This is a genomic window from Gallaecimonas pentaromativorans, assembly GCF_003751625.1.
GTDB lineage: Bacteria > Pseudomonadota > Gammaproteobacteria > Enterobacterales > Gallaecimonadaceae > Gallaecimonas > Gallaecimonas pentaromativorans.
Window position 1 is genome coordinate 287,240 of the sequence record NZ_RJUL01000007.1, and the last position, 18,777, is coordinate 306,016.

Consider the following 18,777-nt stretch of genomic DNA (forward strand, 5'->3'; position numbering starts at 1 on the left):
AATGAGGAACAGATTCCTTTGAAATAGGTCCGTCCAGCGCCGAGGCCAAGTTGTTTGCCCCGGATCGCGCACATTATTGGAGAAAGCCATGAGCGATAAAATTGTTCACGTAAGTGACGACAGCTTCGATGCCGACGTTCTGCAGGCTCAGGGTCCTGTCCTGGTCGACTTCTGGGCTGAGTGGTGCGGTCCTTGTAAAATGATCGCCCCGGTTTTGGATGACGTAGCAGAAGAATATGCTGGTCGCCTGACCATCGCCAAGATCAATATTGATCAGAACAGCGATACCCCGCCGAAATTCGGCATCCGCGGCATTCCTACCCTGCTGCTGTTCAAAAACGGCCAACTGGCCGCTACCAAGGTCGGTGCTCTGTCCAAGACTCAACTCAAAGAGTTCCTCGACAGCAACATCTGATCTTAAATAAACAGGGCGCTCAATAGCGCCCTGTTTATATTTACGCCTTTACTTCTAGACGCGGCAAACGTTCGCTGCTAACTTAACCCCGTATTGCTTCCCTTCATGCCCTTCCTGTGTTCACGCCGGGGCGTGGAATTTTCCCGTTGATACCAAACGTTTTAGACAACCCACCACTATGAATCTTACCGAGTTAAAGAATACACCAGTCTCGGAACTGGTTGCCCTGGCCGACCAGATGAACCTGGAAAACATGGCGCGGGCCCGCAAACAAGATATTATCTTTGCGATCCTCAAAGCCCACGCGAAATCCGGCGAAGACATTTTCGGTGACGGCGTACTGGAGATCCTGCAGGACGGTTTTGGTTTCCTGCGTAGCGCCGATTCCTCCTACTTGGCCGGCCCCGACGATATTTATGTCTCGCCCAGCCAGATCCGCCGTTTCAATCTGCGCACCGGCGATACCATTTCCGGTAAGATTCGGCCACCGAAGGAAGGGGAACGCTATTTTGCCCTTCTGAAAGTCAACGACGTCAACTTCGACCGCCCCGAAAACTCCCGCAACAAGATCCTCTTCGAAAACCTCACGCCACTGCATGCCAACAGCCGCATGCGCATGGAGCGTGGTAACGGTTCTACCGAAGACATCACGGCGCGGGTACTGGACTTGGCCTCGCCTATTGGTAAAGGCCAGCGCGGCCTGATTGTGGCGCCGCCCAAGGCCGGTAAAACCATCCTGTTGCAGAACATTGCCCAGAGCATCACCTACAACCATCCGGAAGCCACCCTTATCGTGCTGCTCATCGACGAGCGCCCGGAGGAAGTGACCGAGATGCAGCGCCTGGTCAAAGGCGAAGTGGTAGCCTCTACCTTCGACGAGCCAGCCAGCCGCCACGTGCAGGTTGCCGAGATGGTTATCGAGAAGGCCAAGCGCCTGGTTGAACACAAAAAAGACGTGGTGATCCTGCTCGACTCCATCACCCGTCTGGCCCGTGCCTACAACACCGTAGTACCCAGCTCCGGCAAGGTACTGACCGGTGGTGTGGACGCCAACGCCCTGCACAAACCCAAGCGCTTCTTCGGTGCGGCCCGTAATGTTGAGGAAGGCGGCAGCCTGACCATCATCGCCACCGCCCTGATTGATACCGGCTCCAAAATGGACGAGGTTATCTACGAAGAGTTCAAGGGTACCGGTAACATGGAACTGCACCTATCCCGTAAGATTGCCGAGAAACGGGTGTTCCCTGCCATCGACTTCAACCGTTCCGGTACTCGCCGTGAAGAGCTGCTGTGCCGTGATGACGAGCTGCAGAAGATGTGGATATTGCGCAAGATCCTCCATCCTATGGACGAGATCTCCGCCATGGAGTTCCTCATCGACAAGCTGTCGATGACCAAAACCAACGACGAGTTCTTCGAAGCGATGAAACGCACCAAGAGCTAAGTCCAAAAGCCCCCGCCACTCGGCGGGGGTTTTGTTTTAAGGCCCCAGGCGCGGCATAATGGCGCCACTTCCATCAGCCCAGCCGTGCCAATGAAATACCGGGATCTTCGCGACTTTATCGAGCAGCTCGAGAAAATGGGCGAGCTCAAGCGCATCAAACACCCCATCAGCCCCGATCTGGAAATGACCGAGATCGCCGACCGCACCCTGCGTGCCGGTGGCCCGGCTCTGCTGTTTGAGAACCCCAAAGGCTATGACATGCCGGTGCTGGCCAACCTCTTTGGCACCCCCAAGCGGGTGGCGCTGGGCATGGGCCAGGAAGATGTCAGCGCCCTTCGGGAAGTGGGCAAACTGCTGGCCTACCTCAAGGAGCCCGAGCCACCCAAGGGCTTTAAGGAGCTGTGGGACAAGCTGCCGGTGTTCAAGCAGGTGCTGAACATGCCGGTGAAAAAGCTCAAATCCGCCCCTTGCCAGGACGTGGTGTTGGAAGGAGACGCGGTGGACTTAGACGCCATCCCCATTCAAAAATGCTGGCCCGAGGATGCGGCGCCGCTGATGACCTGGGGCCTTACCGTCACTCGCGGGCCTTATAAATCGCGTCAGAACCTTGGCATTTATCGCCAGCAGAAGCTCAGTAAGAACAAGGTGATCATGCGCTGGCTGTCCCACCGCGGCGGCGCCCTGGATTTTGCCGAGTTCAAAGAAGCCCACCCTGGCGAGAAATTCCCGGTGGTGGTGGCCTTTGGCGCCGATCCGGCCACCATTCTGGGTGCCGTGACTCCAGTGCCGGACAGCCTCTCCGAGTACGCCTTTGCCGGCCTGCTCCGTGGCAACAAAACCGAAGTGGTACAAGCCCTTAGCTGCGACCTGGAAATTCCGGCCAGCGCCGAGATTGTCCTGGAAGGTTATATCGACCCGGACGAAACCCACATGGAAGGGCCCTTTGGCGATCACACCGGCTACTACAACGAGCAGGAACGCCACGCCGTCTTTACCGTTACCCACATTACCCGCCGTAAAGACGCGATTTATCATAGCACTTATACTGGCCGGCCACCGGATGAGCCGGCAGTGCTGGGAGTCGCGCTCAACGAAGTATTCGTGCCGATTCTGCAAAAGCAGTTCCCCGAGATCGTCGACTTCTACCTGCCGCCAGAAGGCTGCAGCTACCGGATGGCGGTGGTGACCATGAAAAAGCGTTACCCCGGCCACGCCAAGCGGGTGATGCTGGGGGTGTGGTCCTTCCTGCGCCAGTTCATGTACACCAAGTTCGTGATTGTCTGTGACGACGACATCAACGCCCGGGACTGGCAAGACGTGATTTGGGCCATTACCACCCGTATGGACCCCAAACGCGATACCGTGTTTATCGAAAACACCCCCATCGACTTCCTCGATTTCGCCTCGCCCGAAGCGGGCCTTGGGTCGAAAATGGGATTGGATGCCACCAACAAGTGGCCGGGTGAAGTGCACCGCGACTGGGGTAAGCCCATCGTCAAAGACCCGGACGTGGTCGCCCGTATCGACGCCATCTGGGATGAGCTTGGCATCCTCGACAACTGAAGAGCCGTTATGCAAAGAATCAAATGCCGGGTGCTGGACGTGCGCCCCTTTAGCGACACCGTCTACCACATTCGCCTCGAGGCCCCAAAAGGGCTGCACTTCGAGGCGGGGCAGTACCTCAAGGTGGTGCTGAGCGAAGAAGACAAGCGCCCCTTCTCCATCGCCTCCATGGCTGGCGAAGACGTGCTGGAGCTGCACCTGGGCGCCTTTGGCCCCGACTCCTGGGCGATGCAGGTGGTGGAATACTTCCAGAGCCACGCTGAAGTGGAGCTGGAAGTGGCTGCCGGCCACGCCCATCTGCGGGAAGAGTCGCAGCGGCCGCTGATCCTCATCGCCGGCGGCACCGGTTTTTCCTACGTACGGGCCATTTTGCGCCGCGCCCTCAAGCTCAACCCCGACCGCGCCATCCAGGTGTTCTGGGGCGGCAAAGACCCGTCAGCTTTGTACCTGCATCAGGAAATGCTGGCCCTGGCCGCCAAACACCCCAACCTCGCCTACCGGCCGGTGGTGGAGCACAAGCCGGCCGACTTTGACGGCCTCCAAGGGCTGGTGCTGGACAAGGTAAAAGAGTTCAATCCGGATCTGTCCGGCTTTGACATCTACATTGCTGGCCGCTTTGAAATGGCCGCTGTCGCCCGGGATCTCTTCCTTGCCCACGGAGCTGTGAGTGACAACCTCTTCGGTGACGCCTTCGCCTTTATTTAAGCTGTTGGCCCTGCTGCTGGTCGCCCTGAACCTGCGGCCGGTGTTATCAAGCCTCGGTACCGTCCTGCCACAACTTGGTCTTTCCGCTACCGCCGCCGGCTGGTTAAGCACCCTGCCGGTGGCCTGCCTGGGACTTTTTGCGCCCCTGGCGCCGCTATTGGCTCGCCGCCTTGGCCTGGGCTGGGCTATCCGCCTGGCACTGCTGGCGGTGCTGATGGGCGCGCTGCTGCGCGGCCTGGGCTCGGCGCCGGCGCTCTTTGCTGGCATGGTGCTGGCCGGTGGCGGCATTGGCGTGGCCGGGGTATTGCTACCCGGCATTGTCAAACGCGACTACCCCGGCCAGGCGGGCCTGATGACCGGTTGCTACACCATGGCCCTGTGCCTGGGCGCAGCCCTCGCAGCCGGCACCACGGTGCCGCTGGCCCACCGGTTTGGGTCGGCGCCCCTGGCGCTGGCGTTCTGGGCCCTGCCAGCCCTGGTGGCACTGCTGCTGTGGCGTTATGGCGACCAGCGCCTGGCCTCAAGCAGCGACAGGCCCAAACCTCTCTGGCACGCGCCGCTGGCCTGGCAAGTCACCCTCTTTATGGGGTTGCAATCGTCCCTGGCCTACACCGTCTTTGCCTGGCTGCCCAGCATGCTGGCAAGCCGCGGCCTGAGCCCGGAGGCCGCCGGTTGGCTGACCTCGGTATCGATTCTGGTGCAGGCCCCGGCGGCGCTGCTGGCGCCGTCCATCAGCCATCTTGGCCGTGACCAACGCTTGCCGGTACTGGTCGCCATGCTGATGACCCTGGCCGGGCTGATGCTGGTGTTGCTGGCCGGTCCCCAGTGGCTGTGGCCGGCAGGAGTGGTATTAGGGATAGGCCAAGGGGCCAGTTTTGGGCTGGCCCTGGCGCTGATTGTGCTAAGAAGCGCTGATGCCCAGGTGGCAGCTAGGCTGTCCGGCATGGCCCAGGGCCTGGGGTATGCCCTGGCCGCTTTGGGGCCGCTGGCAGTTGGCGCCTGGCAGGAAGCCTTTGGCAGTTGGACGGCGGTAGCGCCGCTGCTGGCTGCAATCGCCCTGTTTGCCACCGGCTTTGGGTTGATGGCCGGTCGTAACCGGCACATCGCGGCGGCTTGAGCTTAGATAAGCCCCACCAGGCGCATCACGTAAATGCCCCCAGACAGGCTCAGCACCGAGCCGAGGGTTGAGGCGAGGATGATATTGGCGGTGAGCTGGGCATTGGAGCCCATGGCTCTTGCCATTACAAAGGCTGCGGCGGCGGTGGGTGAGCCCAGCATCACAAACAGCAGCGCCACGTCTTTGCCGTCAAAGCCCATCAGCCAGGCAATAAAACTGAAGATCCCCGGCATCCACAGCAGCTTGACCAAACTGGCCTGAATGGCCAGTTTGGAGTCTGAACGCATATCCCTGAGGTTCAAGGTGGCACCGATGGTCAGCAGCGCCAACGGCAGGGTCATTTTACCCAGGGAGCCCGCGGCATCGGTGACGATAGACGGCATCGGCACTTCCAAAATGGAAAAAGGCAGCGCCACCACCACCGCGATGATCAGCGGATTCTTGCAGACATTCTTGAGGGTGGCGGCCCAGTTCTGTTCGGTGCCGCTGGACAGCGCCACAATGGACAGCACGTTGAACATGGGAATGCCAAGGGCCAGCAGCACCGAGGCCCTAGCCAGGCCGCTGTCACCAAAAAGGCTGACCGCCATGGCCAGGCCAATGATGCCGAAGTTGGACCGAAAGGCCCCTTGCACAAAGGCGCCCCGGTCGCCCCCCGCCAGACCCTTGAGCCTGGCCCAGAAGGCGCAGCCGAGGAAAGTGAGCAGCACCGCCGCCGCCGTCAGCCCCATCAACCGCAGATCCAGCACCTGGCGGATATGGGTTTGGCTGATAGACAAAAACACCAGCACCGGCAGACACACCAGGAACACCAGCCGCGAGCCGGTCTGCACAAAGGCGTCATCCAACAGTCGCCAGCGCTTGAGCAGGGCCCCAAGCAGCACCAACAGGAAGATGGGAGCGACCATGTTGGCGGTAAACAGCAGGGTGTCCCAGTAAAGCGCCAGGCCCTGGAGGCGGGTGGTCATAAGCGGTACTACGTGAAAATGATTGGGATCATATCAAAACCGCTTTGGCGCCCAAGCTCAAGTAGCGAAACGTCGTATGGCCGCTTTGGCCTGTCAAAGGCCCTGCGCTTCCCGCTGGCCGGCAACCGGCACCAGCAGCACGTCTACCGGTTCGTCCAGGCGGCGAAGATCGACACTGCTGCGCACCTGAGTCACGTATAAAAGCTGCCCGTCCTTGTTGGTGATCTGCGCCTTGACCACGTATTGGGTGTGGTCTTCGCCCAGGCCCTTGGGCAGGGCCAGCCGATAGGGATGGGGCCAGGTGCGGGTGTCCAGGCGGGCTTTGACGATGGTGTGAATGGGGGCGTCCGGGCTCTCGAAAGTATCCAAGCTCACCACCAGGGCGGCATCGGCCGGGATTTTCGCGTCCATGGGCAGGTGCAGTTGGCCGTGTAACCACGGGCCGTTGTCGGGTTGGCAGGCCGCCAGTAACAGCAGCAGGCTCAGCAACCAAGTTTTCATTGTCGGTACCGTCGGCAAAAAGAGGCGGGATGAGCCTAACGGATGGGCTTCAATGCAACCTGAATCAGTTGCCCTGCTGCTGGGTGCGGCAGCTGTCGATGGCTTGCTGGCGAGTGTAGCGGCCGGCCAGGCGGCACTCAATGTGGTAGCGCCGGCCACGGTATAGCGGCTTGTTGTCGGCGCCGACAATAAATACCACCAGGTGATAGGGTTGGCCGTTCAGTAGCGCCTGCTGGGTCAGCACTACCGCTTCCTTGTTTTGCCACAACACCGGCGACACCACAGGCGCGCGGTAGCGGGCGCCGGGAGCGTCCAGATCCGCCGGGCGCCGCTGGCGCAGCAAGTCTTTCACAAAGGCGTCGCGGCTGGGGTAGGCGATGTCCATAAAGCGGGAAGACAACAGCGGCTCCTCCGCCTGTAGCGGCAAGGATGCGGCCGCCAGCAGCGCGGCGGCCAGGCAGCCCGCCCGCCTAGACCAGGCGGCGATACTGTTCCACCGCACCTTGGAAATCACCTTGTTTGGTCAACACTTCGGCCAAGCGCTGGCGCCAGGCCCCTTCGTCTTTGAGTTGCAGGGCCGCTTCGAGGTAACGGCGGGCTTCACGCAGGTCGCCCTGCACCTGGCTAAGGCCACCAAGGCAGGCCAGCAGCGCCGGATCGCGGTCACGGCCATGGTGCCATTTAAGCAGCTGGCGCTGGGTGCTGGCCGCTGATTCGTGATCGGTGAGCACCGGCAGGGTGGCCAGCAGCTGGGGCTGTGGATCTTTCTTGATGCCGGGCATCACCAGATCCAGGCCCTTGGCCTTTTCACCCAAGGCGCCATGGGCCAGGGCCAGGGAGGCCAGCACTTCGGGGCGCTGGCGGCTTTGTTTATCCAGCACCTGCTCAAGGCGAGACAAGCTGGCGCTGCCTTCTTGGCTGGCAACCCGCAGCCGGGCCTGGAAGGCCTGCTGGTAGTATTTGTCGCGGTCGCTATCGGACAGGGCATCGATATTGGCCCAAAGGCCAGCCATGTCCCCTTCGGCAAGGGCCAGGCGCGCCGCCAGGGCATTGCCGCTCTTGGCGTCTTTGAGCTCGGCGGGCAGTTCGTCAAAGGCTTTGCGGGCCGCCTCGACATCCCCTAAATGCAGCAGCATGGCAGGCCCTGCCAGGGGCTGGTCCAGGGCTTTTAGCTGGCGGTCTCGCTCGTCTTTGTCGCCAGCGCGGTGCTCGGCATACGCCGCGGCCAGGCGCGGGAAATCCGGCAACGGCGCATGGGGCACGGCCGCCGCCAAGGCGGCGCCAGCCTGGCCGTAATGGCCCTGCCACAGCTGCTCCCAGGCCTTGGAGGCTTTCTTCTGAGCGCGGCGGCCGGAACGGTCACTAAACCAGCTTTTGGAGGAGCCAAAGGAGCGTGCGATGCGCCGCACCAGCCAGTCCAGGCACCAGATCAGCCCCATCAGCACCAAAATCAAGGTGGCCAGCACCACCCCTGTGGTTTCGATGGTGTAATCGCCCAGGGCGATCAGCACATAGCCGGTCTTGTTCATCAAAAGCGGCCCGGCAATAAGCCCGGCAATGAGGATGGCAAGGAGGATCAGCAGCCTTATCATTGCGCGGCCTCCGCCAGGCGCAGCGAGTCAAGCTGGCCAGGCAGGCTGAGGCTGACTGGGGTGTCCAGCAGCGCCGTCAATTCGTCGGCAAAGGCCTTCCAGCTCTCGTTATTGCTGTCACCATAGGCTTTTTGCCAATCCAGCAGCTGGCGCAGGCTGGCCTGGTAGCGGCTGGCATCGCCGGCGAACATGGCGAGTTTTGCTTCGCTGAGCGCCAGCTTGAAGTCTTCGCGCAGGTAGGCTTCGTGGCTGGGGCTAAGCAGCGGTTTGACACCATCTTCACGGCGGCGAATGGTGATGAACTTGTCGGCAAAGCGTTCCAGGGATTTCGCTAGGTTGTCGCGCCAATCCCCTTCGTCCTCGGTGAGGGTGAGATCTTGCTGCTGGCCGTCGGTGGCCGGCAGCTGCACGGTATTCATGGGCAGCTTGGGCACCTGGCGGGTCAGCGCCTCCAAGCGCATGGCAATGGCGGTGCGGTCAATCTTGGGCTGGGCGTCGAGGCTAGCGATATCAGCAGCGATAGCCTGGCGCCAGGCCAGCACATCGGTGCTTTCAGGCAGCTGCTTAAGGCTGGCGTCGGCATCTTTCAGCAGCGCCTTGGCCACGGTCAAATCCTGGGCCAGATAGAGGCGGCGGTTGGCCATACGCACCAGCATGGCGGCTTCTTCCCGCGGCCAGCTGATGGTTTTTTGCTGCTGGTTCCAGAGCTTGTCCAACTGACCCTGGAAGCCATCGAGGCGGTTTTGCTGTTGGCCCGCCAGCTGCTGCTGACGCTGCTCAAGCCCGGCCAGCTTGCCGCTCAGGCTTTGCTCGGCGGCGCTTAGCTGGGCCGGGCTCACCGTCGGCGCCCGGTTGGCGAGAGCCTGTTGCTGCTGATAATACTGCCAGCCAGACAGTCCCAGGGCGCCGGCACCCAGCAGCAAGGCCAGCAGCGCCAGGGCCAGCGGCCCCTTGGCCGATTTGGGTTTGGCGACGGCGGCTTTGGCCGGCGCGGCCTTGGGCGAAGATTTAGGGTCGGCCGCCGCTTTGGGCGCCGCAGAAGTCGGGGTATCCGTCATGGGAGAGGCACTTTCCTTGAGGTAATCGACAACGGCCTGGTCAGAGGCGTCTTTTAGTTGCACCAGTTTGGTAAAGCCCTTGGTGGCGGCATAGTCCTTGACCCTTTTCGAGGGCACCAGCAGGGTCAGGCCTTGCAACCAGGGCAGCAGATGGGGAGCGGCGGTATCCAGCAGGGCATCGAGCAGACTGTTGGAGGTTACCAGCACCTTATCGACGCCTTTGTCCTGCCAGTCCAGCAGCACCTGGGGCGGGAGCGATACCGGCTCACGGCGATAAAGCGCCAGCTCTTCAACCACGGCGCCGCGCTCACGCAAGGTGGTGGCAAGGAGGTCGCGGCCCCCTTCTCCCTTGGCAATCAAAATCTGTTCGTCCTGGACCTTGGCCAACGCCGGCTGAGCCAGCAGCCCTTCGGAGTCGGGCGGGTCGGCCACCAGCACCGCTTCGGCGCCGGCGCTTTTCAGCGCCTGGGCGGTAGCTTCGCCGACGGCAGCATAACGGGGGCCTTTGGGCAGCGGCGCCGGTAGCGCGGCCGCAGCATGGGCCGAGACCACCAACACCCAGTTGGCACCGGCCAGAAGGGCAGGCAACTCGGCCGGGGCGGGCAGGGGAGTGATCATCAGCAGCGGCGCCACCAGATGCGAGATCCGGTGTTTGTCGAGTTCCGCGCCCAGGCGATCTGCCTGGGGCTGTGGCCTGATGATCAGCACTGTCATAGGGTTCGTCCGTACACCGCTTCAAGTATTGCCTTGGCGCCATCGTCCAGCAGTTGCTGGCCAAGCTGTTGGCCAAGCTGCTCGGCGTCTCTGGCCAAGCCTCTAACCTCGCCTTCAACCATAGCACTGCCGTCGGGGCGGCCCACCAGGCCGCGCAGCCAAAGCTGCTCGCCTTCAAGGATGGCGTAGCTGCCGATGGGCACCTGGCAGCCCCCTTCGAGGCGGGTATTCATGGCCCGCTCGGCGGCTACTCGAATGCGGGTGGCTTCGTGGCCAAGGGGTTTCAGTAGCGCGATGATACGGGCGTCATCGAGGCGCGCTTCGATACCCACTGCGCCCTGGCCCACCGCTGGCAGACTCTGCTCGGCGCTCAAAGCACTTTTAATGCGATGGCCCATGCCCAGGCGCTTAAGACCGGCGCAGGCCAGGATGATGGCGTCATACTGGCCTTCGTCAAGCTTGGCCAGACGGGTGTTGACGTTACCGCGCAGGTCTTTGATGACAAGATCTGGCCGGCGGGCGCGCAGCTGGCACTGGCGACGCAGGCTGGAGGTGCCCACCACGGCGCCGGCGGGCAGGGCGTCAAGGCTGTCAAACTGGTTGGAGACAAAGGCGTCCAGGGGATCTTCGCGTTCGCAGATGGTCACCAGCCCCAGGCCGTCAGGGAAATCCACCGGCACGTCTTTCATGGAGTGCACGGCGATATCGGCCCGGCCTTCGAGCATGGCCACTTCCAGCTCTTTGACGAACAGGCCCTTGCCGCCAACCTTGGCCAGCGGGGTGTCGAGAATTTTGTCGCCCTTGGTCACCATGGGTACCAGCTCCACCACCAGGCCGGGGTGAGCCTGCTCCAGAGCGGCTTTGACGAACTCGGCCTGCCACAGGGCTAGGGGGCTTTGTCGGGTAGCGATACGAACGGCGTTGGACATCTTGGTAACCTTGGATTGAACTGAACTCATCCTACCACTAGGAGGACGGGCTTTCGACGTTGCCCAGGGTCAGATCACGCTCATAGAGCAGTTGGCCGTCTTCGGAAAGGACTTCCAGCCGCCATTGGCCGGGCTGGACGTGCTTTTGCGACCAGGTGCGCCAGTGATTGGCCCCGACCGGCAACGCCACGTCGGATTGCAATTGGCCGTTAAGATACCAGCGGTGATGGATCTTTTCTCCAGCCGCGCCACTGACCTCGGTAAAAAGCACCAGTTGGTCAACCCCACCGGGCAATTGTTTGCCGTCCAAAATGCCCACCGGCTCACGCTGAACCACATCACGGCACACCAAGGCGCGGTCCAGGCTGGCCTGGGCAAAAACCAGGGGGCTAAGTAGCGAAAACAGCCATAAAAATGTCCATTTGCGCATTCTAAATAGTCCTTTTTTCTAATAATGTCAGCAGTATACCCATAGCCACACTGATGATCCGGAAATCGGTCATTGGCGAAAGCATCGCCAAGGTTTAAAATGTGACGGAATTAACGTTTTAAGTGGTTCATGTCTTATCTTAGTCTCGACCAACTCACCCTGAACATTGCCGCCCTGCACGCTGAAAGAAGGCGACTGGCCCGCAAGGCCATGACGTCTCAGGCGGCTGCGGTGTTCGATTTGGTACCGGCGCTACTGCATTGTCAGTCGCCGGCGCTTCCAGGTGGGGAAGTTTCGGCGCCCCATGGCATTTGCGGCGTCGAAGACGAGCCGTTGAGAAAACGCTTGGCCAAGCGCCTGGGCATCAAAGCCGCGGCGCCGCAGACCCGGGATATCCTGGCGGTGTACTCCATGGGCTCCACCGGCACTCTGGGCCAAACCCCCAATTCCGACCTGGATATCTGGGTCTGCCATCGCCCCAGCTTGACCTTGGAAGAACGCCAAGCCCTTAAGGCCAAGTGCCAGTGCCTGAGCGATTGGGGTAAGGGCCAGGGCATGGACATCACCTTCTTCCTTATTGACCCGGACGAATTTCGCCAGGGCAACAAGCAGGGCATGAACGTGGAGTCTTGCGGCAGCTTCCAGCATTGGCTGCTGCTGGACGAGTTCTACCGCAGCGCCATCTGCCTGGCCGGCCAACTGCCGGTGTGGATACTGATCTCCCCTGACGACCGCCGCCCCTATTTGCAGGCCAAGGCTCATCTCTTTGCCAACGGCGTCGACCCCGAGCACTGGATTGACCTTGGCGCCCCGGACCCCATCCCGGCCGACGAATTTCTCGGCTCCATGCTGTGGCTGCTCTACAAGGGCATCGAGAACCCTTACAAGGCACTATTGAAACTGACCTTGATGTCGGTGTACGCCCGCCAGTATCCCAAGGTGCAGCTGCTCAGCAACGAGACCCGCCGGGCCCTGCATCAGGGCGAAACTGACGTGATGGCCCTGGACCCTTACCTGCAACTGGAACGCTACCTGGCCCACCAGGGGCTGGCCCCGGCGGACTTGGACATGGCCCGCTGCTGCCTGTATCTCAAATGCGGCGGCGACGAGCTCAACCAGGTACCCAGCCACCACGCACAAGTGCTGGGTGAGTTGGCGGCTTCCTGGGGTTGGGATAACGACAAACGCCAGTTGCTGCAATCGCACCGCAGCTGGCCGCTGGCCGAGCTCAAGCAGTGGCATGAGCGCCTACGCGAGCAGATGCTGGCTGGCATCCACGAGGCGCGAGAGTTGTTTCGCCGCACCAGTTCCAGCTCCAGGCTCTGCCCCATCGAACTGACGGTACTGAGCCGCAAGCTCGACGCCGCCTTTGCCGAAAAGCCCCACAAGCTGCAGCAGCTGTGCCTGCCGCCCAAGGTGGAAGTGGGCCAGGAAGCGCTGATAGTGCGAGCCACCGACCAGCACTGGCAGCTGGCCTGCCCGGACAGCGGCCGCACCCTGTACCAGTGGACCGAATTGCCCGGCCTGCTGGCCTGGTGCCTGCTGAACGGCTTTATCACCAGCCGCACCGAGCTCAAGCTCGAAAGCGACAAACTGAGCCTGGACACCCTCGACAGCCTTTGCGACAGCTTGACCTGGCTGACCCGAAAGCCTGACCCGGCCGACCAGATCCTGGCCCAGCCGGCTCAATTGGAGCGGGCGCAGATCATCGTCAACCTGGAGCAAGACGCCACCGACGAGCTCAAAGTGCGCCGCCAGAAGGGGGCCATCAACCCGTTGATGTTCGGCAAGGAGCGCCAGGTGCTGGTCAGTGAGCTGACCTTGGTTATCCGCAACACCTGGGGCGAGAGTTCAGTGCAGAGTTTCAGCGGTGAGCGGGCCCTGGCCGAGCTGCTGCTGGTATTGTTGCCATTGATGCCCAAAGACGCCGTTGCCGCCAACCGCGTGCATATTCATTGCTTTGCCAGCCAGTTGGGTAAAAGCATTGCCGATACGGTGCTGGAGCTGATTAGCACCGCCCAGCAGCGCCTCACCCAGGGCCCTTGGTGTTTGTCGGTGGGACAAAGTAAGTGGGTGTTCTGGCGCCACGCCGGCACTTTGCACTGGCAGGAAATGACCGATCCGGTGGCTTTTTACGCCCAGCTTTCCGCCGCCAAACTGGCCCAGCAAGGCAACGACAGCGAAAACCGGGTACCGGCACCGGTCTACGGCCATGCCTTGAGCGGTTTGGTGCAGTTTTTCTTTGTCAGTAAGGACCAGGGCTACAGCCTGTACGTGTCCAACGAGCAAAACCAGGTGAGCTTCTACCACTATCCAGCCATGGATAAAGCCAACTTGGTCAACCTCATCAGCCGTTTCTACACCCAGAAAGAAAGCCTGTGCCCCAGCACCACCTTCAACCTGCCGCAGTATTACGAGTTGTTTGAGGGAACAGAGGGCTGGCAGATGCAGCCCCTGACCACCACCACGCTGGCGGAGTAACCTGGCTCAGAGCGCCAGCTTGATGGGGCTGCCGGCCTGCAGGCTGACCGCTTCGTCGAGAAAGGCATGCAGCTCGGCGCCACTTCGCACATCCACCCATTGCCCGTCCTGATAGCCAAAATGATGGCCGTTGAACTTGGTAGCAACCCAAATTTGCTGCAGGGGGGGCTGCTTGTTGATGATGATCTTGGTGTGGTCGGGAAAGACCAAGTCGACCTTGCCGCCAACCGACTCCACTTCGATATCCAGGCCGGTCTGGTCGGCGGCATTTTCCACTGCGTCCTCAATGGCCAGCAGCAGGGCATCGGTGAGGTCTTCGTACTGGCTGTCGTTCATCTTCTACCTTCGGTTTGCAATTGCCATGGGTAGTGCGATTATAGGGCCAGATTCCGATAAATCCGATTGCCGATCCCGATGAAAAAGCGCTTATTTTTACTGGCCCTGTTTGGCCTCGTTCTCGCCGGTTGTGGCCAAAAAGGCCCGCTCTACAAGCCTGCCCCCGCCCCGGTCAACCAACCCAGCGAGCCGTCATCATGAGCGCCCATTACCAGAACCAGCAGCTTTGGGTTGAAGACCAGGGCGTTGCCGCCCTGGCCGAGCGGTTCGGCACGCCTCTTTATATTTATTCCAAGGCTGCCATCGAGCAGGCCTACCAGGCTTTTGCCACCCCCCTTCAGGGCCGTAAGCACCTGATCTGCTTTGCGGTAAAAGCCAACTCCAACCTGGCGGTGCTGAACCTGCTGGCCCGCCTAGGCGCCGGTTTTGACATCGTCTCCGGTGGCGAACTGGCCCGAGTGCTGGCCGCCGGCGGTGACCCGGCCAAAGTGGTGTTCTCCGGGGTCGGCAAAACCCGCAGCGAGATGGCCCAGGCCCTCAAGGCCGGCATTCACTGCTTTAACGTCGAATCCGTGGCCGAGCTCGACCGCCTCAATGGCGTTGCCGCCGAGTTGGGCCTGGTGGCCCCTGTCAGCATCCGGGTCAACCCGGACGTAGACGCCAAAACCCACCCCTACATCGCCACCGGCCTTAAGGAAAACAAGTTCGGCATCGACATCCTGATGGCGCCGGACGCCTTCCGTAAGGCCGCCAGCCTGCCCCACCTCAAGGTGCTGGGGGTCGATTGCCATATCGGCTCGCAACTGACTCAGACCCAGCCCTTTGTCGACGCCATCAAACGGCTGATGGAGCTAAGAGAAACCCTGGCTCAAGACGGCATCGAGCTGGCCCATATGGATATCGGCGGCGGCCTTGGCGTCACGTACACCAATGAGCAGCCCCCCAAACCCGCCGAATACCTGGCCGAGATGCTGCCCCTTATTCCCCCCAGCCTGACCTTGGTGATGGAGCCGGGCCGGGCCCTGGTGGCCAACGCCGGGCTTCTGGTAGGCCGGGTGGAAATGACCAAGGACAACGGTTTTAAACGTTTTGTGATCCTCGATACCGGCATGAACGATTTGATGCGCCCCACCCTCTATCAGGCGGTAATGCCGGTGCTGGCCGTCAACCAGAGCCAAAACCAGGGCCCGATGAGCGACCTGGTGGGGCCGGTGTGCGAAACCGGCGACTGGCTGGCCAAAGACGTGCCGCTGTCTGCCGAGGAAGGGGACTTGGTCGCCATTGGTGGCGCCGGTGCCTATGGTTTTGTGATGAGTTCCAACTACAACAGCCGCCCCCGCGCCGCCGAGGTGATGGTGGACGGCGATAAGGTCCACCTGGTGCGCCAGCGGGAAACCGTAGAAAGCCTGTGGGCCGGCGAGCAGTTGCTGGCGGAGTAGCAATGTGATCAATTTTTCCAAGATGCACGGCCTTGGCAACGATTTCATGGTGGTGGACAACGTCACCCAGAACGTTTTTTTCTCGGCCGAGCAGGTGCAAAAACTGGCTGATCGCCATACCGGCATCGGCTTCGACCAGTTGCTCATTGTCGAGCCCCCTTACGACCCGGATCTTGATTTTCACTACCGGATCTTCAATGCCGACGGCTCCGAGGTGGAGCAGTGCGGCAACGGCGCTCGCTGCTTTGCCCGCTTTGTGCGCCTCAAGGGCCTGACCAACAAGAACCGCATCAAAGTGTCCACCAAGAAGGGCAAGATGGTGCTCAGCATCGAAAAGGACGGCCTGGTCACGGTGAACATGGGCATACCGGAGCTGGAGCCGGGCCAAGTGCCCTTTCGCGCCCAGAAGGAAGAAAAGACCTATATTCTGCGCGAAGGCGAGCAAACCTTTTTCGTGGGCGCCGTGTCCATGGGCAACCCCCATTGCGTGCTGACCGTGGACAGCATCAAAACCGCCGATGTCGAGCAGGTAGGGCCTCTTATCGGCGGCTCCGACCGCTTCCCCGAAGGGGTCAACGTCGGCTTTATGGAAGTGGTCAGCAAAGACCGCATCCGGCTGCGGGTCTTTGAGCGGGGCGCTGGCGAAACCCAGGCCTGCGGCAGTGGCGCCTGCGCCGCCGCCGTGGTAGGCCAGTTGCAGGACAAACTGGGCCGCAAGGTGCAGGTGGACTTACCCGGTGGCAGCCTCAGCATCAGTTGGGCCGGCCCTGGCGAGCCCCTTTACATGACCGGCCCGGCCGAGCACGTATACGACGGACAGATACACCTATGAGCGAAAGCAACACCGCCAGCCTGCTGGCCCTGGATGAAGACCTCATTGCCGAGTACCTGGAGTCCAACCCGGATTTCTTCCACCGCAACCCGAGGCTGTTGGAAAGGCTGCGCCTGCCCCACGGCGAGCGCGGCTCGGTGTCTCTTCTGGAGCGCCAGCTCGAATTGGCCCGCCATCGCCACCAGAACCTGGAAGAGGAAATCACCGGTCTGTTGTCGGTGGCGGCGCACAACGAGCAGGTGGCGGTGGCCTGCCATCGCCTGAGCCTCGAAGCCATGGCGTCCAGCAGCCTGGACCAGCTCATCGCCCTCTTGGGTGAAGGGGTGCGCAGGCACCTTGGCATGGAAATCAGCCGCCTGGTGCTGTGCGCCCGGCTGGCCGAAACCCAGCACAAGGCGCTGCAGTCGGTGTATGCCCGCCTCGAAAAAGGCGCCTATTTTGGCCGCCTCACCGAAGATGAAAAACGGCTGCTGCTGGGCCACGCCCCACAGCGGGCCGGCTCCCTGGCGCTGATGCCGGTCAGAAAAGATGCAGAGCTACTGGGGATTTGGGTGATTGCCTCCCCAGACCCTGGGCATTTCCAGCCCGACATGGACGCCCTGCTGATCAGCCAGCTGTGCGAGGTGGTGGCCCTGAAAATAGCCAGCTTCGGCCATGGCCGCCTTCGCTGAGGCGCTGCCGCGCTTTTACCGTCATCTGCAAGCCGAGCGCCAGCGCTCGGCCCACACTCTGGCGGGCTATCGTCGCCAACTAGAAAGCCAGGCCGCCTTTTTTAAAGACCATGGGGTTAACCAGCTTGATGAGCTGAGCGAAGGCCATATCCGCCAGTGGCTGGCCTTCGAAAGCCGCCGTGGCCAGTCGCCCCGCTCCCTGGCCCAGGGCCTGTCGGCGCTGCGCAGCTGCTACCAGTACTTCGTGCATTTGGGGGAACTGGGCGACAACCCCGCCAGCCGGGTCAAGCCCCCCAAGCAGCCCAAGCGGCTGCCCAAAGCCCTGGATCTCGACGAAACCGAGCGCCTTTTTAACGGCACCAGCCAGGACCCACTGCTGATCCGCGACAAAGCCATGCTGGAGCTGATGTACAGCTGCGGCCTGCGCCTGGCCGAGCTGGTGGCGGTAGATGTAGACCACATCCATAACGGCGAAGTGCGGGTCACCGGTAAAGGCAGCAAGGAACGCATCGTACCGGTGGGCGGCAAGGCCCTGGAGGCCATCGCCCAATGGCGCCAGCAGCGAGGCCAGTTCAGCAAAGGCGGCGAGAAAGCGCTGTTTATCAGCAGCCGCGGCAGCCGGGTGTCGGTGCGCACCGTGCAGCAGCGCTTTGGCCAGTACGCCAAAAAGGCCGGCCTTGACAGCCACCTCAACCCGCACCGGCTTCGCCACAGTTTTGCCAGCCATTTGTTGTCATCCAGCGGCGACCTTCGCGCCGTACAGGAATTACTGGGCCACAGCCAACTGGCCACCACCCAGATCTATACCCACCTGGACATGGACCGTCTGGCCCAGGTGTATGACGCGGCCCATCCAAGAGCGAGACGCAAATGATCCATTACCGCCCCCTGGGGCCCATTGCCGCCATCAGCTTCGACTTGGACGATACCCTGTACGACAACGGGCCCATCATCCAGCGCGCCGAGCAGCGCCTGAGCGACTGGCTGGCCGAGCGGGTCAAACTGCGTGACGACAGCTACCAGTACTTCCAAGGGTGGCGCCAGCGGGTTATTCAGGAAGAGCCGGCCCTGGCCCACGACACCACCGCCTGCCGCCATCGGGCCCTGGCCCGGGGTCTGACCGCCCTGGGTGTCAGCCAGGCCGAGGTGCTGGCCGATGCCGCCATGGGGCATTTTCTGGAATGGCGCTCCGAGTGCGCCCTGGCCCCCGAAGTGCACCAACTGCTGGCCCAGCTGGCCACACGCCGGCCACTGGTGGCCATCTCCAACGGCAACGCCGACATCGACCGCCTCGGCCTTGGCCCCTATTTCAAGGCCGCCTTCCACGCCGGTGGCAGCCGCCGCATGAAGCCAGCGCCGGACCTGTTCCTGGCCGCCGCCCAGCACCTGAAGCTCACTCCCAAGGCGATACTGCACATTGGCGATCACCTGCGGGAAGACATCGAAGGCGCCCTTGGCGCCGGCTTTCAGGCCGCCTGGTACAACCCCCAAGGGTTGGCCATCAAAGATCAGCACAAAGGCAAGCTGTTGCCGCATTTTGAGTTCCAGACATTGGCCTCGCTGCGCCAGTTGTTATAATGGC

Annotated in this window: 20 protein-coding genes; 12 read left to right on the forward strand and 8 right to left on the reverse strand. The window is 61.7% G+C overall.

The window, feature by feature from the left end; all coding sequences use genetic code 11:
- Positions 1-88: 88 nt before the first annotated feature.
- From trxA to EDC28_RS14465, 5 genes are all read left to right on the forward strand, one after another.
- Positions 89-415 carry a thioredoxin TrxA gene (gene trxA / locus EDC28_RS14445; protein WP_050659753.1) on the forward strand — a complete coding sequence of 109 codons (327 nt, stop codon included), beginning with the start codon at positions 89-91 and terminating at the stop codon, positions 413-415.
- A gap of 178 nt (positions 416-593) precedes the next feature.
- The gene (rho, locus tag EDC28_RS14450; protein WP_050659752.1) at positions 594-1,859 is read left to right on the forward strand and encodes a transcription termination factor Rho; all 1,266 of its coding nucleotides are present in this window, start codon (positions 594-596) and stop codon (positions 1,857-1,859) included.
- A gap of 90 nt (positions 1,860-1,949) precedes the next feature.
- Complete coding sequence (gene ubiD / locus EDC28_RS14455) at positions 1,950-3,422, forward strand: 4-hydroxy-3-polyprenylbenzoate decarboxylase (RefSeq protein WP_123422065.1); 1,473 nt, start codon at positions 1,950-1,952, stop codon at positions 3,420-3,422.
- Positions 3,423-3,431: 9 nt separating this feature from the next.
- Positions 3,432-4,127: an NAD(P)H-flavin reductase gene (fre, locus tag EDC28_RS14460; protein ID WP_123422066.1), complete on the forward strand. Its 696-nt coding sequence runs from the start codon at positions 3,432-3,434 to the stop codon at positions 4,125-4,127.
- Positions 4,090-5,244 (forward strand): MFS transporter, encoded by a 1,155-nt coding sequence (locus EDC28_RS14465; RefSeq protein ID WP_123422067.1) that lies wholly within the window; start codon positions 4,090-4,092, stop codon positions 5,242-5,244. The genes fre and EDC28_RS14465 overlap by 38 nt, the downstream gene beginning before the upstream one ends.
- Before the next feature lie 2 nt (positions 5,245-5,246).
- On the opposite strand, the gene EDC28_RS14470 is transcribed toward EDC28_RS14465, so the two are convergent.
- From EDC28_RS14470 to EDC28_RS14500, 7 genes are all read right to left on the reverse strand, one after another.
- Positions 5,247-6,212, reverse strand: a complete 966-nt coding sequence (locus tag EDC28_RS14470) for an AEC family transporter (RefSeq protein ID WP_083445929.1) — start codon at positions 6,210-6,212, stop codon at positions 5,247-5,249.
- Between the two features lie 93 nt (positions 6,213-6,305).
- Complete coding sequence (locus EDC28_RS14475; protein WP_123422068.1) at positions 6,306-6,713, reverse strand: YbaY family lipoprotein; 408 nt, start codon at positions 6,711-6,713, stop codon at positions 6,306-6,308.
- 64 nt (positions 6,714-6,777) lie between these two features.
- Positions 6,778-7,215, reverse strand: coding sequence for a hypothetical protein (locus EDC28_RS14480; RefSeq protein ID WP_123422069.1), 438 nt, complete (start codon positions 7,213-7,215; stop codon positions 6,778-6,780).
- Complete coding sequence (locus tag EDC28_RS14485) at positions 7,184-8,305, reverse strand: heme biosynthesis HemY N-terminal domain-containing protein (RefSeq protein ID WP_123422070.1); 1,122 nt, start codon at positions 8,303-8,305, stop codon at positions 7,184-7,186. Before EDC28_RS14485 ends, EDC28_RS14480 begins: the two co-directional genes overlap by 32 nt.
- The gene (locus EDC28_RS14490) at positions 8,302-10,077 is read right to left on the reverse strand and encodes a uroporphyrinogen-III synthase (RefSeq protein WP_123422071.1); all 1,776 of its coding nucleotides are present in this window, start codon (positions 10,075-10,077) and stop codon (positions 8,302-8,304) included. Before EDC28_RS14490 ends, EDC28_RS14485 begins: the two co-directional genes overlap by 4 nt.
- Positions 10,074-11,006: a hydroxymethylbilane synthase gene (gene hemC, locus EDC28_RS14495; RefSeq protein WP_123422072.1), complete on the reverse strand. Its 933-nt coding sequence runs from the start codon at positions 11,004-11,006 to the stop codon at positions 10,074-10,076. Before hemC ends, EDC28_RS14490 begins: the two co-directional genes overlap by 4 nt.
- A 37-nt stretch (positions 11,007-11,043) precedes the next feature.
- Positions 11,044-11,436, reverse strand: a complete 393-nt coding sequence (locus EDC28_RS14500; protein WP_123422073.1) for a DUF2914 domain-containing protein — start codon at positions 11,434-11,436, stop codon at positions 11,044-11,046.
- Between the two features lie 129 nt (positions 11,437-11,565).
- Between EDC28_RS14500 and EDC28_RS14505 the strand changes: the two genes are divergently transcribed.
- Positions 11,566-13,917: a class I adenylate cyclase gene (locus EDC28_RS14505; protein ID WP_123422074.1), complete on the forward strand. Its 2,352-nt coding sequence runs from the start codon at positions 11,566-11,568 to the stop codon at positions 13,915-13,917.
- 6 nt (positions 13,918-13,923) lie between these two features.
- On the opposite strand, the gene cyaY is transcribed toward EDC28_RS14505, so the two are convergent.
- On the reverse strand, positions 13,924-14,253 hold the full coding sequence (gene cyaY, locus EDC28_RS14510) for an iron donor protein CyaY (RefSeq protein ID WP_123422075.1): 330 nt from the start codon (positions 14,251-14,253) through the stop codon (positions 13,924-13,926).
- Between the two features lie 78 nt (positions 14,254-14,331).
- Between cyaY and lptM the strand changes: the two genes are divergently transcribed.
- From lptM to EDC28_RS14540, 6 genes are read left to right on the forward strand one after another with little or no spacing between them, the layout of a single operon-like run.
- The gene (gene lptM, locus EDC28_RS14515) at positions 14,332-14,454 is read left to right on the forward strand and encodes an LPS translocon maturation chaperone LptM (protein WP_083445928.1); all 123 of its coding nucleotides are present in this window, start codon (positions 14,332-14,334) and stop codon (positions 14,452-14,454) included.
- The gene (gene lysA / locus EDC28_RS14520; protein ID WP_123422076.1) at positions 14,451-15,692 is read left to right on the forward strand and encodes a diaminopimelate decarboxylase; all 1,242 of its coding nucleotides are present in this window, start codon (positions 14,451-14,453) and stop codon (positions 15,690-15,692) included. The genes lptM and lysA overlap by 4 nt, the downstream gene beginning before the upstream one ends.
- 7 nt (positions 15,693-15,699) lie before the next feature.
- Complete coding sequence (gene dapF, locus EDC28_RS14525; protein WP_336391546.1) at positions 15,700-16,524, forward strand: diaminopimelate epimerase; 825 nt, start codon at positions 15,700-15,702, stop codon at positions 16,522-16,524.
- Positions 16,521-17,195 (forward strand): DUF484 family protein, encoded by a 675-nt coding sequence (locus EDC28_RS14530; protein WP_050659738.1) that lies wholly within the window; start codon positions 16,521-16,523, stop codon positions 17,193-17,195. The genes dapF and EDC28_RS14530 overlap by 4 nt, the downstream gene beginning before the upstream one ends.
- The gene (gene xerC, locus EDC28_RS14535) at positions 17,179-18,069 is read left to right on the forward strand and encodes a tyrosine recombinase XerC (RefSeq protein WP_123422078.1); all 891 of its coding nucleotides are present in this window, start codon (positions 17,179-17,181) and stop codon (positions 18,067-18,069) included. Before EDC28_RS14530 ends, xerC begins: the two co-directional genes overlap by 17 nt.
- Positions 18,066-18,773 (forward strand): HAD-IA family hydrolase, encoded by a 708-nt coding sequence (locus EDC28_RS14540; RefSeq protein WP_123422079.1) that lies wholly within the window; start codon positions 18,066-18,068, stop codon positions 18,771-18,773. Before xerC ends, EDC28_RS14540 begins: the two co-directional genes overlap by 4 nt.
- Positions 18,774-18,777: the final 4 nt, after the last annotated feature.

Coding starts and splice junctions, on each gene's coding strand:
- EDC28_RS14500 (WP_123422073.1), bottom strand. CDS start 11,436: ATGCGCAAATGGACATTTTTATGGCTGTTTTCGCTACTTAGCCCCCTG.
- ubiD (WP_123422065.1), top strand. CDS start 1,950: ATGAAATACCGGGATCTTCGCGACTTTATCGAGCAGCTCGAGAAAATG.
- lysA (WP_123422076.1), top strand. CDS start 14,451: ATGAGCGCCCATTACCAGAACCAGCAGCTTTGGGTTGAAGACCAGGGC.
- xerC (WP_123422078.1), top strand. CDS start 17,179: ATGGCCGCCTTCGCTGAGGCGCTGCCGCGCTTTTACCGTCATCTGCAA.
- lptM (WP_083445928.1), top strand. CDS start 14,332: ATGAAAAAGCGCTTATTTTTACTGGCCCTGTTTGGCCTCGTTCTCGCC.
- trxA (WP_050659753.1), top strand. CDS start 89: ATGAGCGATAAAATTGTTCACGTAAGTGACGACAGCTTCGATGCCGAC.
- EDC28_RS14485 (WP_123422070.1), bottom strand. CDS start 8,305: ATGATAAGGCTGCTGATCCTCCTTGCCATCCTCATTGCCGGGCTTATT.
- EDC28_RS14540 (WP_123422079.1), top strand. CDS start 18,066: ATGATCCATTACCGCCCCCTGGGGCCCATTGCCGCCATCAGCTTCGAC.
- cyaY (WP_123422075.1), bottom strand. CDS start 14,253: ATGAACGACAGCCAGTACGAAGACCTCACCGATGCCCTGCTGCTGGCC.
- EDC28_RS14475 (WP_123422068.1), bottom strand. CDS start 6,713: ATGAAAACTTGGTTGCTGAGCCTGCTGCTGTTACTGGCGGCCTGCCAA.
- EDC28_RS14470 (WP_083445929.1), bottom strand. CDS start 6,212: ATGACCACCCGCCTCCAGGGCCTGGCGCTTTACTGGGACACCCTGCTG.
- EDC28_RS14530 (WP_050659738.1), top strand. CDS start 16,521: ATGAGCGAAAGCAACACCGCCAGCCTGCTGGCCCTGGATGAAGACCTC.
- EDC28_RS14490 (WP_123422071.1), bottom strand. CDS start 10,077: ATGACAGTGCTGATCATCAGGCCACAGCCCCAGGCAGATCGCCTGGGC.
- fre (WP_123422066.1), top strand. CDS start 3,432: ATGCAAAGAATCAAATGCCGGGTGCTGGACGTGCGCCCCTTTAGCGAC.
- hemC (WP_123422072.1), bottom strand. CDS start 11,006: ATGTCCAACGCCGTTCGTATCGCTACCCGACAAAGCCCCCTAGCCCTG.
- rho (WP_050659752.1), top strand. CDS start 594: ATGAATCTTACCGAGTTAAAGAATACACCAGTCTCGGAACTGGTTGCC.
- EDC28_RS14505 (WP_123422074.1), top strand. CDS start 11,566: ATGTCTTATCTTAGTCTCGACCAACTCACCCTGAACATTGCCGCCCTG.